Genomic DNA, 16,746 nt, shown 5'->3' on the forward strand with positions numbered 1-16,746 from the left:
ATACCAAACCCTGCATGTGTATACCACAAATCGATTGCTTTGAAAAGCGGAAATACGAGCAAAAAACAGACCTCTCAAAAACAGAGAGGTCTATGCAGATCCAGATGCTTCTTCTTTAATGGAAAGATCTTGGCTTTTGATGGTCATCAAGTCGCTTTTTAAGTATTGGTCTCCCATTAAAAGCCTCATGGCTTGTGCTCTGATCGATTTTTCGATCACATTTCTGACAAAACGTCCATTGCTGAATTTAATGGGACTTGTCGTGCTTTTCACTGTCATTAAGTAATCTTTCAATTTCCATTCAGCTTCTTGACTGAGCTGGTATTCCCTTTCATCGATCATTCGTTTCGCAATCTCCATGAGCTGGGTCACAGAGTAATCCGGAAAATCAATGGAGATGGGAAATCTTGATTGGAGTCCGGGATTTAACGAGAGAAAATGATCCATTTCCCGTGAATATCCGGCGAGTATCAAAATAAACTCATGCTGTTTGTCTTCCATATGCTTTACAAGTGTGTCGATCGCTTCTTTCCCAAAGTCCTTTTCGCCGCCTCTTGCCAGCGAGTAGGCTTCGTCTATAAACAAAATGCCACCTAATGACTTTTTGATTAAATCTCTCGTCTTTTGGGCGGTGTGTCCGATATACTCCCCGACCAGGTCAGCCCGCTCCGCTTCTATTAAGTGGCCTTTTGACAGGACATTCATTTCAAAGAACAGCTTGCCGATGAGCCGTGCAACCGTCGTTTTTCCCGTTCCCGGATTTCCTTTAAACATCATGTGCAGCGCTTGCTTTCCAACCTTCAAGCCTTGCTCCGCGCGTTTTTGGTTCACAAAAATCCAGGCGTATATTTCCTTGATGTTGCGTTTCATTTCCTCCATCCCAACTAATGCGCTCATCTCTTTTTCGATTTCCTTCAAAATGCCGTGCTTTGCTTCGTTTTTTTGCAATGCAGCCTGATATTCCGCCTCTGCCTCAGCATTCGTCAGCACCTGCTTTTGCCCGTTCAGAATAATGTTGATCTGTCCGTTGTTTTTATAAGTCACAGCGCGCTCCAACATCTTCACCTCTCTGTTCTCTCTATATGATATTCAAGCGGATGCCGATTGTGACAAACGCCTATCATGTGTCGAAACAATTGCTTTTTTCGGGAACAATAAGGAATCCTGCGCTTTCCCGAGAAATACTTTATTTCTTATTGTATTCACGGACATGGGGTGGACAAACCATGATATTTTGTTTTTAATCATTTTGTCAGAGTATTATAGTGAGCTTCTTTCTCATTATTTTCTCCATTCGCCAATCCTTTTTTCATGCAACGGGCTGTTTTTTGTATGAAGCGTATTACCCGCCGTAAGATACCTGAAGTGTTACTTTCTTTTTTTCGATTTATAAAGTGGTGTCTTTAATGAAAGGAGTTTTTCTCATCAATTAACGTTTCAAATGCTTGATTTAATATGAACGCAAAGCTTAAAACCAGCAGGAATCAGTGCAGGTTAACCGAACCCATAGTACATACAAACATATGGCGTATGCACAGATTTCATGTCGGACCGTATCTGTTGTCGCTTCATGTTGAATTGTGCGCTTTCCCGAGAAATAATTTCCGGATGTGAAAGGGTTATTTCCTCATTTTTCAGTTGAATGATAATCGTACAAGCAGAAGCCGTGTTTTTTCATATCCTGTAATGAGGTGATGAAAAATGGTTAAAATTTTTATTGATCCTGGCCATGGCGGGTCTGATCCAGGCGCAACAGGTAATGGCCTTCAGGAAAAAACGTTAACCCTGCAAATCGCTTTAGCCTTACGTACGATATTAACTAATGAATATGAAGGCGTTTCTTTGCTGCTGAGCCGGACAAGCGACCAATATGTCAGCTTAAACGACCGGACAAATGCCGCAAATAACTGGGGAGCAGATTTCTTTTTGTCCATTCACGTTAATTCCGGGGGAGGCACAGGTTTTGAAAGCTATATTTATCCAGATGTAGGAGCCCCGACGACAACTTATCAATCGACAATTCACTCTGAAGTGATACAAGCTGTCGACTTTGCCGATCGCGGCAAAAAAACAGCGAACTTCCACGTCCTAAGGGAGTCGGCAATGCCTGCCCTCTTGACCGAGAACGGTTTCATTGATACCGTTGCCGATGCAAATAAGCTGAAAACGAGCAGTTTTATTCAAAGCTTAGCGAGAGGACATGCAAACGGGCTGGAGCAAGCCTTTAACCTTAAAAAGACTTCCAGCTCAGGGTTATATAAGGTTCAAATCGGCGCATTTAAAGTCAAAGCGAATGCCGACTCGCTCGCAAGTAATGCCGAAGCCAAAGGTTTTGACTCGATTGTCCTTTTAAAGGACGGATTATACAAAGTGCAGATTGGCGCATTTTCATCCAAAGACAATGCAGACACCCTCGCTGCCAGAGCGAAAAATGCCGGCTTTGACGCTATTGTGATCCTAGAATCATAGCCGAGACGGGGACGAGCGTCTCATAAAAAAACCCGGCTCCTCATCGCGAGAAACCGGGTTTTTTTATTCAAGAATATCAACAACAAACTGTGACCATGTTTCCAGACGGTTGTAGATGTCATCCTGTTTTAATTCAGAAACTTTCATCCATTTACCCGCAATTTGTTCTTTCTCCTTCACTTCCACTTGTGCGCCAGGCTTTAATTGAAGCGCAGAAAGAATACCGATATGCACTTTGCCAACACTGTTTTCATCATCATTGATCAATCCCAGTGTGACAATCGCCTGTTTATCTTCTTCATTTATTTGCAGTTCTTCCTCAAGCTCACGGTCTGTGTTCAGCTTTAAGACTTCAGCAAATGAAGCTGCCCCTTCGATGGCGTTCATATGACCGCCAAAGCCGAGAGAAAGCTTGTTGTGCAGTCGTGATTCACCGCCGCCAGCCAGCCGCTCATAAAGAAAAACTTCATCTTCACGCTTAATGACGACATAAGGTATCGGCTGCTTGAAACGCGGATCTTCTTCTGCGTCCCCTCTTCTCATTTCACGATAGGCCGCTTCAATCTGAGCCATGATTTCGGCTACTCTGCTATCTTCACTGTACACGCCCTGGAAGGTTAAGCTTTCTTTCTTAAACACATCATCGCGCGGGGCAACTAAAATCATTTCGTCCATTTTTCCCATGGGTACTGCGTCCTCCTCATTTGAACCTTCAAGCCGAAAAGAGCAGATATTATATCTGCTCTTTTTCATCTTCAAAATAAAAGTCATCATCTTTGAGCGGCTCAACTGTCGCTTTTTTATAACCATTCCCCTTCATAGAGAAGAAGTCATGCGATTTTGTTTTTGTGTTTAATCCGTTTAATACGATCGGATTAATGTCTTCCTCTTCGAAGTATGGATCAAATCCAAGATTCATCAGCGCTTTATTCGCATTATAGCGGATGAATTTCTTTACATCGTGTGAGAGTCCGACTTGATCGTACAAGTCCTCTGTATACTCAAGCTCATTTTCATATAACTGATTCAGAAGGTCGATCGCAAATTCACGAAGCTCTGCTTTTTTCTCTTCTGTCTGTTTATTATAAATTTCCTGAGCAAGGAGACCGACATACACGCCGTGAATCGCTTCGTCACGAAGGATCAGGTTAATGATCTCACCGCTTTGCATCAGTTTTCCTTGTCCGTAGAAATATAACGGATAATAGAAACCGCTGTAGAAAAGGAAGCTTTCCAGATAGACGGAAGCAACCATCGCTTTGAACAGTGAAATTTCATCATCTTTTTGAATGGCTTTGTAAAGCCCGACAATCATTTGCGCTTTTTTCTGCAAATATTTATTTTGTTTAACCCATTCAAATACTTCATTAATCGTTTCAGTCGGTGCAAGGGTCATGAAAATATTAGAGTACGACTTCGCATGGACAGCGTTCTCCATCATCGCCATAAAGTTCAGCACCGCTTTCCGCTGGTGGCCATCTACGTGTTCAGCCACAATCGGCATCCCCGTATTCCCCTGCTCTGTATCAAGAAGCGTAAGTCCGGCCAGTACCTTCATATAAGTGTCCTGCTCATTTTTTCCGAGGTACTTCCATGTGAGGAGATCGCCGTTTAAAGCAATCTCTTCCGGAAGCCAGAACTGTTTCACGTTTTGGTTATAGAACATTTGGGTAAAATCGTCTTCATGCTTTGACCAGTTTGCTGCGTCATAAATTTTTGTCACTATAAACTCTCCTTTAATCAAACAACACAAGAAAGGCAGCTGTCTTGCCCAGTATCTTTCGTTCTTGCATAGTAAATGGTTTTAATTCCTCTATGATGTGCATACAGATCGATTCGGTTTAAATCACGGGTCGTCATTGTGTCTTTTAAGAACAATGTAAAGCTGATTCCCTGATCAATGTGCTGCTGGATAGTGGCGATCATATCCACAACCTTGAACATGTCCATATCGTAGGCTTCTTTATAGAAGAACCAGTTATTAGATGCAAGCCCAGGCATTGGGTAGTACGTTTTTGAGTTGCCGTATGTTCGTTCTTCAATTCGTTCCATAATCGGCATAACAGACGCCGTACTTGATTGGACGTATGAGATAGAGCCTGTCGGCGCAATGCATAATCTGTAGCTGTGATACATGCCGTGTTCAGCGACAAATGCTTTTAGCTTTTCCCAGTCCTCTGTCGTCGGGATATGCATACCCTCAAACAGGTTGGCGATTTTTTCGTATTTCGGTGAGAAATCAGTAGAAACGTATTTGTCAAAGTATTCACCTGTCGCATAGGTTGAGCCTTCATATTGATCAAACGTTTCGCCCTTCTCTTTTGCGATTTCCGCAGAACGCTGGATGGAGTAGAAGTTCACCATCATAAAGAACGTGTTTGCAAAGTCACGCGCTTCCGGACTTTCATACGCAATGCCGTTTTGCGCAAGGTAGCCGTGAAGGTTCATAGCACCGAGGCCGATTGATTTCATCGCTTTGTTTGCCCGTCTTACAGCAGGCGCATTACGGATGTCAGTTGTTTCAGAAACGTGTGTTAAAGAGTCTGTCGCAAGCTTGACTGTCTTTTCGATTGATTTATGCTCCATGACGTTGAGAATGTTAAGCGAACCCAGGTTGCAGGAGATATCCAGACCGATTTCATCTTCTTCATCATAGTCTGTGTATGAAGAAACTTGAGATGCCTGCAGCACTTCAGAGCAAAGGTTAGAAAATTTGACCTTGGAAATATGGTTATTCGCATGCACTTTATTGACGTTATCTTGGAACATGATGTATGGATAGCCTGATTCAGAACGAAGCATCGCCAATTTTTCAAGCAGTTTCCGCGGGTTGATTTTTTCCTTTTTCACCCGAGGGTTGTCGACAAACTTGTCGTACATTTCGTTCATGTCCATCTCATCCATGTGCTGGCCGTACTCTTTATAAATCGTGTGCGGGTAGAATACATAAGCCGCTTTGTCCTCGCGTGCAAGCTCAACGAACTTATCCGGAATGACAACACCGATCGAAAGCGTTTTGACACGCACATCTTCATCCGCAGAAATCTTTTTCGTATCAAGAAAATCATTGATATCGCGGTGGAAAATGTTTAAATACGCCGCGCCGGATCCTTGTCTTTGTCCCATTTGGTCAGCGTAACGGAACGCGTTATCAAGAAGCTTCATGACGCCTACAACGCCTTTTGTCGCATTCTCAACATCTTTAATGGCTTCACCTTTCGCGCGAAGCTTGGACAGGTTAAGAGAAACCCCGCCGCCAAGCTTAGAAAGCTGCATGGAGATATCGATCGCTCTTGAAATGTCATTTAAAGAATCATTAACTTCGAGCAAGAAGCAGCTCACAAGTTCACCGCGGCGTTTTCTGCCGGCGTTCAAAAATGTCGGTGTGCTCGGCTGATATTCTTGATTGATCATCAGGTTTACATATTCTTTTGCTTTCTCAGTGTCGCCGTTAGCGAAGAACAGCGCAACAATTGAGATCCGGTCCTCATAACGCTCGAGGATTTTTTTCTTGTCATTCGTTTTCAAAGCATAGTCATTATAGAATTTAAACGCACTCATGAAGGAAGGAAAACGAAACTTCTTAGCGTAAGCTGTCTTAAACACTTCTTTAATGTCTTCAAAAGAATAAAGGCTTAAGAATTCCTCTTCGTAGTATTGGTTTTCAACCAAATAATCCAGCTTCTCTTTTAAATCGTGAAAGAAGACTGTGTTTTGATTGATATAATCTACAAAATAGCTATGTACAGCCTCTTTATCCTTATCAAACTGGAATTTTCCATCTTTTTGGATCATGATTTCGTTATTTAACTGGATCCATTTTGGCACTTGATTTTGTGACAACTCTTTCTACCTCCTGAGTAAACAATTCAACGTCTTTAGATGTGCCGCTGAGTTCAAATTTGTGCAAGATCGGCACCTGATATTGTCTTGAAATGGTATCGGCGCTTTTTGCAAAGTTATCGCCCCATACTTTGTTGCCGCTCGCAGCGACTCCTAATAAGAGATGGGCGTATTTTTCGAGAAATGATTGTGTTGATGCCGGTACCTGGCCGAAGTTTGTCGTGTAGGTGACCAAAACAAACGGAGTGTCCACGTGGTCCATTTCGTCCACCTTGCGTATCTGCTGAAAGCCTGTTTTATTCACAAACCGCTGAACATTCCCTGTTTTCGAATCAAATATGATTTGTACCACGTTTTATCACGACCTATCAAAAAATATGAATCTCTCATCACTAACACTATATATAGTATACTACCCTCTAGCAAAAACACAATATATAGATTCGTTTTTATGAAAAATTCATATTTTGATCAAATCAGGCAAATGGGCAGACTCATTAGGGCCCAAAAAAGAGAGCAGAACGAGAATCATCTCTCGTCCTACTCGGGGTGTCGTTTTTTAGCCGATGTTTATCATAACATGAAAAAAAACTGCTTAGTAGTCTAGATTTTTTTTTCTTAAGCTATCACAGCATTTTTCGCTCTCTACTGTTTCTTCTATTTCAACATCCGCGCCGATCTCTTCTAAAACCGCCTTCAAAGCAGTGATAATTGACGCTTCTCTGATTAATTCTTTTCCGTTCACAATGATACTTGTTCCGTATTCATAGCAAGAATCATCTTCGCAAATTTCTTCCCAATGATTCACGATCACTTTATGCTTCATGTTTTCACCCTCTGTTTGATCTGTGTCTGTATTTAGTTTAGCGGCTGGAATCCGCTTTGTAAATTCGAATGCTTGTGAATTTTATTCAAGCTCATCATCCGCGTATTCTTTCTTCAGCTTTACCTCATTGCGGGACTCATTATACTCATAAATTTTGATATAGCCGTCCTCCATAACGCCAAAATGGTTATGTTCAAGTGGAAACGAGGTGGGCTGAGGCGTTTCATAGTCTGAATTGCCGCTGTCTGTTTCAATAATGGTATCTTGATTCCCGCACGCCCCGAACAGTAAAAAGACAGCTATCCATACAAGTGCAATCCTGATTCGTCTCAGTTCTGCTTCACTTTCAAACAAGGTCGATCACTCCCAAATTCATTTTATACATAATATACCATTTTCACTTCCGTATGTTGTTCTCATAAAAAAAGACCGTGCCTTGGCATGGTCAGCTTACACAAAAAGCTTGGAGCAAAAGTGGATTCATGTTAAAAATGGCCGCCGGGAACCCCCGGCAGCCTTTCCTCATGTCTTGACATGGCATTTTTTGATCTATTCGAGTTCAAGCTGGACGTTTTTTTGCGGCGCAAACGTTGAGATCGCATGTTTATATATAAGCTGCTGCTTACCTTCCGATTCCAACAATACGGTAAAGTTATCAAAGCCTTTCACCTGGCCCCGCAACTGAAAGCCGTTCAGCAAAAAAACAGTGACATACGTATTTTCTTTCCGGATTTGATTCAAAAACTGATCCTGAATATTAATCGGTTTCATGTTTCGTCCTCCTTGATTCTCTATATCATACAGTTTCGATTAAAGTTCGAGTTTTCCTGCTATATGTGTGAAAATTTCCTTTTTTTTCAGCTCCATATCAACAGGCGGTGTCATATCGAACCATGTGACCTGCATTTTGTTGCGAAACCACGTCAGCTGGCGTTTCGCATACCGCCTCGAGTTCTGCTTTAGCTGTTCGACAGCATCGGAAAGTGTCACAAAACCGTCAAAATATGCATACAGCTCTTTATAGCCTATCGCCTGTATTGATTGACAGTCTCTCACGTTCTTGTCGTATAAGCGTTTCACTTCGGGAAGAAGGCCTGACTGCATCATCAAATCGACCCGCTGATTAATTCTTTCGTAAAGCGTGTCTCTATCCATTGTCAGGCCAATTAACACTGCATTGTACAGAAGTTCTCGTTTTTGTTCCTTCAAATGCTGGGACATCGTTTTTCCGGACGTATGTAAAATTTCCAGTGCGCGAATGACTCTTCTTGTATTATTCGGATGAATCGCAGCTGCTGCCTCGGGATCTGCTGCAGCAAGTTTGGCATGAAGAAAGTCAGCGCCTTCCCGCTCAGCAGCCATTTGCATGCTCTCTCGAAACACGGGATCATTTGCCTCTTCCGTAAATGTATAATCGTAAAGCACAGATTGTATATAAAGCCCTGTACCGCCGACAATCATCGGAAGCTTTCCTCTATTTGCAATCTCGCTGATTTTATTTCTTACTAAGCTTTGATAATCGGCAGTAGAGAAAGAGTCTTGGGGATCTAAAATGTCAATCAGATGATGGGGCACTCCCTCCATCTCCTGTTCGGTAATTTTAGCTGTTCCAATATCCATCCCTTTATAAATCTGCATCGAATCTCCGCTGATAATTTCCGCGTTTAAGGATTTGGCTAGCTGAATACTTAAATTGGTTTTCCCCACTGCCGTCGGTCCGACTAAAATGACAACGGGCTGCTTCGTATTATTCAATATGTATCACTCTCTTTTATAAATCTCCCCCCATTATAGCATTCAACATGGACAACCACCTATCCATTTTGCCCTTTTTTTGCATCGGTAAACATCCTTCTACCAGCCGAGCGGCTCATTGCCGACAATTTCCCTTGTCTTTCCTTTCAGGGTATGACGATGCGTTTTTCTTCTGTCATCTCCGGGATCGTACACAACCCCTCCGTACTGGATCTCAATCGGCTCGTTATAGGCCAGATACGTCGTTTCTTCGATTTCATGATAATGTGTGCCATCTGCTAAGGGAATCGCCGGCCCTGAGATTCCGTAATACCGATGAAAATGGCCGTTTTCAAATGAAGTGATCCCTGTATAGTAATGTGTATGCTGATCGGTATTTGATCCGTTTGCCGGCTGAGTAAACCCTTCAATGAGATGATAATGGCCCTGTTCTCTCGTTGTTTTGACATGATAAGCATGTGCGTGGGGCGGTGCTTTTGACCAGTCAGACTGATACAGGCCCAATGTGTTCACATCCTCCTTTTCCTCGATTCGCCCAATCAAATCCGGGCAGGGTGAATACACTGCATCATCTACACTTTATTACAGGAGGAAAGAAAACATGAACGAGTTAGAAAATTTCAGCCCTGAAGATACAAGAATATTTGGAAGACCGTTCGGATTCGGGAGACCATTTGGGTTTGGAAGACCATTCGGGTTCGGTTACGGGTTTGGAAGACCCGGATTTGGTTATGGATTTGGTTTTGGCCGGCCATTCGGATTTTTTGGAGGACCGTTTATCGGCGGCCTTGCAGGCGGGCTTATAGGAAGCGCTTTATTTAATCCTTATTTGTATGGCGGATACCCCTATTATCCGTATGCCCCGTTCCCTTATTATTATTAAACGCAAAAGACCCCTTAAAAAGGGGTCTTTTTAAGGGTGTGAAAATGAATCTCTTGACTCATACATAGGCATACACTAATATTTTTCTAGCTGAAGTTTTTTCTAATCTAAAAATATAGTGAGGAGAATTCATGATGTTGATAGGATATATATTCCTCACGATTGCCATATGTTCGGAATCGATAGGAGCAGCCATGCTGAAAGTATCTGATGGCTTCAAAAAGTGGAAGCCAAGTGCTTTGGTCGTTATTGGCTATTCCCTCGCCTTTTATATGCTGTCTCTGACTTTAAACCATATTCCCCTGAGCCTCTCCTATGCGACTTGGAGCGGGGCGGGCACGGTGCTGACGACAGTGATCGGAGTAAAATGGTTCAAGGAAGATCTGAATGCCAAAGGGCTTATCGGGATTCTTTTATTACTATCAGGGGTCGTGTTACTTAATTGGCAGTAAAGGAGTGATGAAGATGAGAGGATTGCTTTATTTGGCTCTCGCCATTGTATCTGAAGTGTTTGGGAGCACGATGCTGAAGCTTTCAGAAGGATTTACACAAGCCTGGCCCATTGCCGGAGTCATAGTCGGATTTCTTTCTGCTTTTACGTTTCTAAGCTTTTCTTTAAAAACAATTGACTTATCAAGCGCGTATGCAACATGGTCGGGCGTCGGTACCGCGCTTACAGCAATTGTCGGGTTTTTGCTTTTTGGCGAAACCATCAGTTTAAAAGGTGTATTCGGTCTCACGCTTGTCATTGCAGGCGTGGTCGTGCTAAATCAATCGAAAGCCCACCCTGAAGATAAAAAACAGACGGTCTGTGAGTGACCGTCTGTTTTCTTTATTCTCCACCCAGTTTCACAGAGGCTTCAAGCTGCAGCTCGACATTTCCTTGAATTGCACGCGAAATCATGCATGACGACTCCGCTTTTTTACAAAGCTTGTGCGCCAATGCGACGTCGTCTTGTGAAGCATCATGTTTAAGCACGACAGAGGGACGGTGAATGATCTTTTTGTATGTAAAGACTCCTTTTGTGACGTCGACAATGCCTTCTGACTCCATCTGTAAGTCTTCTTTTTCCAGCCCGCTTCTCTCCATCATCGCCGCAAGTGTAATAATGTAACAGGTCGCTGCCGCCCCGAGAAGCATTTCATCTGGGTTGGTCCCTTCTCCCGGGCCATCCATTTCTTTAGGAATGGAAATCGATGTGATCAGGTTTCCGCTTTCGATCGTACCGACATCATTGCGGTTACCCGGCCAATTCGCTTTTAAATAAAAATGATGATCTGCCATTGTTTTGCCTCCCTTTTTATCCTATTTCAGTCTACTGATCTTCTCTTATTTTGTCTTCTGATCTGCTTGTTACGAATACTCTTTTTCCAGGACACCTTTGATCGCACTGACATAAGCATAAAATTCACTATTCTTTGTGTATTTTCTATTTTTATAATAAAAATCATCAAAAAATGCTTCTCGCTGCTCACGGCTGATTTCCAGCTGGATACTTAGCCCCGTTTCCCCTTGGTTATTAATGTTTTCGGCATTCAATCCAGCAAGACCGCTTTTAGACGACGCTAACTCAGCGGAAAACCCTCTCCGCTCAAGGGCTCTCACAATCATTTTCGCCCGCTTTCGGTCTGTTCCCCCTACAAGCGTATTCTTGTTCTCCCCTTTATATCCGTGAAAAGCCACCACATATTGATGCTCCTTGATTTTCTTTTTTGCCAATGGCTCATCAAAGTTGGTGCTTGTAATGTGCAGCGTTTGGTTATCGTGGGACTTCAACCCTTCAAACAGGTATGTAGAGTATTCATTATTGAAATAACGAACAAGCTCACTTACTCCGCCTTCAATTCTTCCGCCATGCGGAGACATAATTAAGACTTTGCTTCCTTTTTTCTCATTATATGAAATATCGTAATCGGCTGGGCTCTCATTCTTTGCCAAGCTGCTGAAATTTGAATATGTATCTGGCTGATTTGATGGTTCAGGTTCCAATGAGTAATGAACATATCTCAAGAACAAGACAATGGCTAAGACTAATATGACATTTAGTAAAAATCTTCTCATGTTTAACTCCTTTCATAAGAATGGCGCGGTTCATTATATGAGGTTTAGCCAATAGGTTTTATCTTACCATTGTATACACAATATCATCAGTGAAAAAGTTCCCGGTTTCAAAAAATCAATTGATTGTCACGGTTATTAGCGGTTCATTTCAAATAAGAGTGAAAAAAGGTTGAGAGGAAAGACAAAAAAGGTAGGAACAACCTCACTTGGCAAATAAATGTATATAGGTTTAAGGAGGGTTTTAGTAACAGGCTGCCCGATTGCTGAGACGGACAGCTGTTACCGGCCTGCAGAATAGAGATTTTGCTTATTTGTTCTCACAAAGTCACAGGAGAGGATAGAGTCCAATAAAAATGTTCTGATCTGTTGTTTCGAAAAACAAAATGCTTTGATTTTCGTTTTGCTTTTCTGTCTTACAATAATCGTTCTTTTACTAATCGTTCCGTCTTTCTTCATATATATAATGCTGATTGGCATTTGGCTTTCCAAAGATCGGTGCAAGTAGAAATTCATACGGTTGCTCTCCCCTTCCCAGTTTGATATGATCACATTATATTACGAACAAACGTTCTTTTTCAATCCCCAATGATTTCCTCAACTTCTGAATCTATTGTATCTAATGCGAAAGATTCAGAAAAACAAACTCTTGTCTGTCTCTTATAGAGGACAAACAAACTTACCAAACCTATCATCTGTTCATAGAGTATACAGAGAACCTTATAATAGGAGGAAAATACATGTTTGGGTACTCTATGGTACAAATGGTGAGAGCAAATGCTCACAAGCTAGATTGGCCGTTACGGGAAACCGTATTGCAGCTTTACAAGCCCTTCAAATGGACTCCTTGCTTCTTGCATAAATTTTTCGAAACCAAATTGCAAAACAGAAAAAAAATGTCAGTCATTATCGAATTTGAGGAAGGCTGTCACGAGACCGGCTTTCAAATGGCTGGAGAGGTGCTGCAAAAAGAAAAACGCAGCAAGCTAAAAAGCCGCTTCAACAAAATCAACTGCTGCAGCGCCGAGGTTACTCCTTCAGCATTACATTCCCTTCTCTCTGAATGCAGCAATATCCGTAAAGTGTATTTAAACCGCGAAGTCAAAGCGCTTTTAGACACGGCAACCGAAGCAAGCCATGCGAAGGAAGTCGTCAGAAACGGGCAAACCCTGACAGGAAAAGGTGTTACTGTCGCTGTTGTCGATACAGGAATCTACCCGCATCCTGATCTAGAAGGCAGAATTATCGGATTCGCGGACATGGTCAATCAAAAAACAGAGCCGTACGATGATAATGGTCATGGCACACACTGTGCAGGTGATGTTGCAAGCAGCGGCGCATCCTCTTCCGGCCAATACCGCGGACCTGCACCGGAAGCCAATCTCATCGGCGTAAAGGTATTAAACAAGCAGGGTTCAGGAACGTTAGCAGATATTATAGAGGGTGTTGAGTGGTGTATTCAATACAATGAGGACAACCCCGATGAACCGATTGATATTATTAGCATGTCGCTCGGGGGCGATGCCCTTAGATATGATCATGAACAGGAAGATCCGTTAGTCAGAGCGGTTGAAGAAGCGTGGAACGCAGGGATTGTCGTCTGTGTCGCTGCCGGAAACTCAGGCCCTGATTCGCAGACCATTGCAAGCCCGGGCGTGAGCGAAAAGGTGATTACAGTAGGTGCGCTTGACGATAACAATACCGCAAGCAGCGATGATGATACTGTCGCTTCCTTCTCAAGCCGCGGCCCGACAGTATACGGGAAAGAAAAGCCCGATATTTTAGCGCCGGGTGTTAATATTATTTCCCTTCGCTCTCCGAATTCTTATATTGATAAGCTCCAAAAGTCAAGCCGTGTAGGGTCTCAGTACTTTACAATGTCAGGAACCTCGATGGCAACACCGATTTGCGCAGGAATCGCAGCTTTAATTCTTCAGCAAAACCCGGATCTTACCCCTGATGAAGTAAAAGAGCTTTTGAAAAACGGCACGGACAAATGGAAAGATGAAGATCCGAATATTTACGGAGCGGGCGCTGTCAACGCAGAAAATTCCGTCCCCGGCCAATAAAAAGCACCAAAAAGCCGGCAATTCTCTCTCAGCAGAACTGCCGGTTTAGTGTTTGAATATTCATAATAATAAGGTAAAATAATGGAAAATAGATGAGGGAAGTGAAGAAAGTGCCATATTATATCTGCAATACATGCGGTGTGCAACATGCACAGACTGTAGATCCGCCCAACTCGTGTCTGATTTGCGAGGATGAAAGACAGTATATTCATCCCGATGGACAAACTTGGACAACCCTTGAAGACATGCGTGAGAAAGGAAACCTTCAAAACATCCTCCAAAAGGAAGAAGAGCATCTTTACAGCATCAAAACTGAACCAGAGTTTGCGATCGGACAAACAGCCCATCTTATCCAGCATAAGGGCTTCAATGTGCTGTGGGATTGCATGACATATCTTGACCAAAAGACAATTGACCAAATCAACGAATTAGGCGGTATTCAAGCCATCGCCTTGTCTCATCCACATTATTACTCTACTCAGGTTGAATGGGCTGAAGCGTTTCAGGCGCCGATCTATATCCATGAGGATGATAAAGAATGGGTGACAAGGCCAAGCAATCACATTCACTTCTGGTCAGGGGAAACGCTCAACGTGAAGCCGGGACTGGACCTTTACCGACTGGGCGGACATTTTAAAGGCGGTGCTGTTTTGCATTGGAGCAAGGGCAATGAAGGGAAAGGCTGTCTATTGACCGGAGATATCATTACGGTTGCGGCGGACCGAAACTGGGTCAGCTTTATGTACAGCTACCCAAATCTCATTCCCCTTCCCGCCTCCAAAGTTGAAGAAATAGCAGCCAAAGTAAAACCGCTTCAATTCAACCGGCTTTACAATGCTTTTTCTAAAGTTGTCAAAGAAAATGCCGGCGAAGCGGTCCAGCGTTCTGCCGTACGCTATATCAAGGCTCTCAACAGCGAATTGTTTCATACATAAAGAGTGAGGCGGCTCTTTTCCGTGTAAAAGATGCAGCAATTGGGAATAGTATCGTGTAGATCAAAAGGAGGAATATTGATGGCACACACGAATACACAGCTTTCTCAATGGCTGGAATCAAAAGTCGGCCAGACGCTTGATATTAGAAAAGGTGAATTGACCCATAATGCAGAGATATCAGACTTGGATCAGATTGTTCTCCACCTTCAAAAAGTGGCTATACGCAGTACGAATCATCCTGATGATTATGTTGCGAAAGAAGAGCTCGTTTTAGAAGGCGAAGGAACAACATTCACTGAGGACGGAAACGTACCGCTTCCGCAAAATGCCTATGAGATTCCTTTATTAGGTGACATTCATATTCACCAAGAAAACGAAGGATTGAAGGTCGTAACAGATCGTGCAGTATATACAATTGATATCCAGCACAGCTGAAAGTCACTTTCATCAAAATAATACAGCGTAGCGCCTTTGAGCTTTCGTTCAAAGGCGCTGCTTTATATCGAGCCGTTTTTTCACTTTTTTCGTTCTTCACCCTATTGAATGACTCCTAAAATAGATATATAGTTTTAGAGACAGGATTACATTTCAAATCATTCTGTTTTTTGTAAACTAATTCAGCAATTTGATTCATCTATTTACCTTATTAGGCGAGGAGAATGCAAATGGAAAAATTGATGTTTCATCCGCATGGTAAAGAGTTTCATCACAATCCTTTTTCAGTTTTAGGACGATTTAGAGAGGAAGAGCCCATTCACCGATTTGAATTAAAACGGTTCGGAGCCACATATCCGGCCTGGTTAATTACCCGATACGATGATTGTATGGCCTTTTTAAAAGACAATCGAATTACAAGAGACGTAAAAAATGTGATGAACCAAGAACAAATCAAAATGCTCAACGTTAGTGAAGATATCGATTTTGTATCCGATCATATGCTGGCAAAAGACACACCTGACCATACCCGCCTGAGATCACTTGTTCATCAAGCATTTACTCCCCGAACCATTGAAAATCTGCGCGGCAGCATTGAACAAATTGCTGAACAGCTTTTAGATGAAATGGAAAAAGAAAATAAAGCGGATATCATGAAATCCTTCGCTTCCCCTTTGCCTTTTATTGTTATATCTGAATTGATGGGAATCCCAAAAGAAGATCGGTCACAGTTTCAAATCTGGACCAATGCGATGGTTGATACCTCTGAAGGTAATAGAGAGCTGACAAATCAGGCTCTTCGTGAATTTAAAGATTATATCGCCAAGCTGATCCATGACAGAAGGATAAAGCCAAAAGACGATTTAATCAGCAAACTTGTGCATGCTGAGGAAAACGGCAGCAAGTTAAGCGAAAAAGAGCTCTATTCGATGCTGTTCTTGCTCGTTGTAGCCGGCCTTGAGACGACTGTTAACTTACTCGGCTCAGGCACCCTCGCATTGCTGCAGCACAAGAAGGAATGTGAGAAGCTCAAGCAGCAGCCTGAAATGATCGCTACAGCGGTTGAAGAATTGCTGCGATACACCTCACCTGTCGTTATGATGGCAAATCGGTGGGCCATCGAAGACTTTACATATAAGGGGCATTCGATCAAAAGAGGAGACATGATTTTTATAGGCATTGGATCTGCCAATCGCGACCCGAATTTTTTTGAGAACCCCGAAATATTAAATATAAATCGGTCGCCTAACAGACATATTTCTTTCGGTTTTGGCATTCATTTCTGCTTAGGAGCGCCTCTTGCCAGGCTGGAAGGCCACATTGCATTTAACGCACTTTTGAAGAGATTTCCTGATATTGAACTTGCGGTTGCACCTGATGACATTCAATGGAGAAAAAATGTCTTTTTAAGAGGATTAGAAAGTCTCCCTGTTTCACTTTCAAAATAATATTCAAAACGCCCCCTTTTAAAA

The 16,746-nt window shown here is 42.6% G+C and carries 21 protein-coding genes; 8 read left to right on the forward strand and 13 right to left on the reverse strand.

Features of this window, described 5'->3' with window-relative positions; genetic code table 11:
• Positions 1 to 90 precede the first annotated feature (90 nt).
• The gene (spoVK, locus tag ACZ07B_RS07380; RefSeq protein WP_003231746.1) at positions 91 to 1,059 is read right to left on the reverse strand and encodes a stage V sporulation protein K; all 969 of its coding nucleotides are present in this window, start codon (positions 1,057 to 1,059) and stop codon (positions 91 to 93) included.
• A 642-nt stretch (positions 1,060 to 1,701) separates the two neighbouring features.
• Here spoVK and cwlC point away from each other — a divergent pair.
• Positions 1,702 to 2,469 carry a sporulation-specific N-acetylmuramoyl-L-alanine amidase gene (gene cwlC / locus ACZ07B_RS07385; protein ID WP_024572443.1) on the forward strand — a complete coding sequence of 256 codons (768 nt, stop codon included), beginning with the start codon at positions 1,702 to 1,704 and terminating at the stop codon, positions 2,467 to 2,469.
• 63 nt (positions 2,470 to 2,532) lie between these two features.
• Here the strand turns inward: cwlC and ACZ07B_RS07390 are convergent, their stop codons facing one another.
• The 9 genes from ACZ07B_RS07390 to ACZ07B_RS07430 all read right to left on the reverse strand — a co-directional run bounded on the left by ACZ07B_RS07390 (position 2,533) and on the right by ACZ07B_RS07430 (position 9,406).
• Positions 2,533 to 3,153 (reverse strand): hypothetical protein, encoded by a 621-nt coding sequence (locus ACZ07B_RS07390; protein ID WP_003245105.1) that lies wholly within the window; start codon positions 3,151 to 3,153, stop codon positions 2,533 to 2,535.
• A 49-nt stretch (positions 3,154 to 3,202) separates the two neighbouring features.
• Entirely contained in the window at positions 3,203 to 4,192 is a 990-nt protein-coding gene (gene nrdF, locus ACZ07B_RS07395; RefSeq protein WP_003231754.1) for a class 1b ribonucleoside-diphosphate reductase subunit beta, read from the reverse strand.
• 17 nt (positions 4,193 to 4,209) lie between these two features.
• On the reverse strand, positions 4,210 to 6,312 hold the full coding sequence (gene nrdE / locus ACZ07B_RS07400; RefSeq protein WP_038828297.1) for a class 1b ribonucleoside-diphosphate reductase subunit alpha: 2,103 nt from the start codon (positions 6,310 to 6,312) through the stop codon (positions 4,210 to 4,212).
• On the reverse strand, positions 6,272 to 6,664 hold the full coding sequence (gene nrdI / locus ACZ07B_RS07405) for a class Ib ribonucleoside-diphosphate reductase assembly flavoprotein NrdI (protein WP_003231758.1): 393 nt from the start codon (positions 6,662 to 6,664) through the stop codon (positions 6,272 to 6,274). The genes nrdE and nrdI overlap by 41 nt, the downstream gene beginning before the upstream one ends.
• A gap of 243 nt (positions 6,665 to 6,907) precedes the next feature.
• Positions 6,908 to 7,138, reverse strand: coding sequence for a hypothetical protein (locus ACZ07B_RS07410; protein WP_003245262.1), 231 nt, complete (start codon positions 7,136 to 7,138; stop codon positions 6,908 to 6,910).
• A gap of 81 nt (positions 7,139 to 7,219) precedes the next feature.
• On the reverse strand, positions 7,220 to 7,492 hold the full coding sequence (locus ACZ07B_RS07415) for a YmzC family protein (RefSeq protein WP_014479841.1): 273 nt from the start codon (positions 7,490 to 7,492) through the stop codon (positions 7,220 to 7,222).
• A 195-nt stretch (positions 7,493 to 7,687) separates the two neighbouring features.
• A complete protein-coding gene (gene hfq, locus ACZ07B_RS07420) occupies positions 7,688 to 7,909 on the reverse strand; it encodes an RNA chaperone Hfq (protein ID WP_003221097.1) in 222 nt (73 codons plus the stop codon).
• 39 nt (positions 7,910 to 7,948) lie between these two features.
• Entirely contained in the window at positions 7,949 to 8,893 is a 945-nt protein-coding gene (miaA, locus tag ACZ07B_RS07425) for a tRNA (adenosine(37)-N6)-dimethylallyltransferase MiaA (protein ID WP_003245569.1), read from the reverse strand.
• Positions 8,894 to 8,992: 99 nt separating this feature from the next.
• Positions 8,993 to 9,406, reverse strand: coding sequence for a YmaF family protein (locus tag ACZ07B_RS07430; RefSeq protein ID WP_003231769.1), 414 nt, complete (start codon positions 9,404 to 9,406; stop codon positions 8,993 to 8,995).
• Positions 9,407 to 9,494: 88 nt separating this feature from the next.
• On the opposite strand from ACZ07B_RS07430, the gene ACZ07B_RS07435 reads away from it, so the two are divergent.
• From ACZ07B_RS07435 to ebrB, 3 genes are all read left to right on the forward strand, one after another.
• A complete protein-coding gene (locus ACZ07B_RS07435; RefSeq protein ID WP_014664059.1) occupies positions 9,495 to 9,776 on the forward strand; it encodes a hypothetical protein in 282 nt (93 codons plus the stop codon).
• A 134-nt stretch (positions 9,777 to 9,910) separates the two neighbouring features.
• On the forward strand, positions 9,911 to 10,228 hold the full coding sequence (gene ebrA / locus ACZ07B_RS07440; protein WP_015483253.1) for a multidrug efflux SMR transporter subunit EbrA: 318 nt from the start codon (positions 9,911 to 9,913) through the stop codon (positions 10,226 to 10,228).
• 13 nt (positions 10,229 to 10,241) lie between these two features.
• On the forward strand, positions 10,242 to 10,595 hold the full coding sequence (gene ebrB, locus ACZ07B_RS07445; RefSeq protein WP_217019611.1) for a multidrug efflux SMR transporter subunit EbrB: 354 nt from the start codon (positions 10,242 to 10,244) through the stop codon (positions 10,593 to 10,595).
• Between the two features lie 13 nt (positions 10,596 to 10,608).
• On the opposite strand, the gene ACZ07B_RS07450 is transcribed toward ebrB, so the two are convergent.
• The 3 genes from ACZ07B_RS07450 to ACZ07B_RS07460 all read right to left on the reverse strand — a co-directional run bounded on the left by ACZ07B_RS07450 (position 10,609) and on the right by ACZ07B_RS07460 (position 12,351).
• Complete coding sequence (locus ACZ07B_RS07450; protein ID WP_003231775.1) at positions 10,609 to 11,061, reverse strand: OsmC family protein; 453 nt, start codon at positions 11,059 to 11,061, stop codon at positions 10,609 to 10,611.
• A 69-nt stretch (positions 11,062 to 11,130) separates the two neighbouring features.
• Positions 11,131 to 11,838 carry a poly-gamma-glutamate hydrolase family protein gene (locus ACZ07B_RS07455; protein ID WP_268549413.1) on the reverse strand — a complete coding sequence of 236 codons (708 nt, stop codon included), beginning with the start codon at positions 11,836 to 11,838 and terminating at the stop codon, positions 11,131 to 11,133.
• Positions 11,839 to 12,117: 279 nt separating this feature from the next.
• Positions 12,118 to 12,351: a hypothetical protein gene (locus tag ACZ07B_RS07460; protein ID WP_014476869.1), complete on the reverse strand. Its 234-nt coding sequence runs from the start codon at positions 12,349 to 12,351 to the stop codon at positions 12,118 to 12,120.
• A 224-nt stretch (positions 12,352 to 12,575) separates the two neighbouring features.
• On the opposite strand from ACZ07B_RS07460, the gene aprX reads away from it, so the two are divergent.
• The 4 genes from aprX (at position 12,576) to ACZ07B_RS07480 (ending at position 16,722) form a co-directional block, all read left to right on the forward strand.
• On the forward strand, positions 12,576 to 13,904 hold the full coding sequence (gene aprX / locus ACZ07B_RS07465; protein ID WP_042975826.1) for a serine protease AprX: 1,329 nt from the start codon (positions 12,576 to 12,578) through the stop codon (positions 13,902 to 13,904).
• Between the two features lie 110 nt (positions 13,905 to 14,014).
• Positions 14,015 to 14,839, forward strand: coding sequence for an MBL fold metallo-hydrolase (locus ACZ07B_RS07470; RefSeq protein WP_072175690.1), 825 nt, complete (start codon positions 14,015 to 14,017; stop codon positions 14,837 to 14,839).
• A 78-nt stretch (positions 14,840 to 14,917) separates the two neighbouring features.
• On the forward strand, positions 14,918 to 15,274 hold the full coding sequence (locus tag ACZ07B_RS07475; protein ID WP_464877067.1) for a hypothetical protein: 357 nt from the start codon (positions 14,918 to 14,920) through the stop codon (positions 15,272 to 15,274).
• A 230-nt stretch (positions 15,275 to 15,504) separates the two neighbouring features.
• Entirely contained in the window at positions 15,505 to 16,722 is a 1,218-nt protein-coding gene (locus ACZ07B_RS07480) for a cytochrome P450 family protein (RefSeq protein ID WP_080529341.1), read from the forward strand.
• Positions 16,723 to 16,746: the final 24 nt, after the last annotated feature.

The sequence above is a fragment of the Bacillus sp. 9.4 genome, from assembly GCF_055486415.1.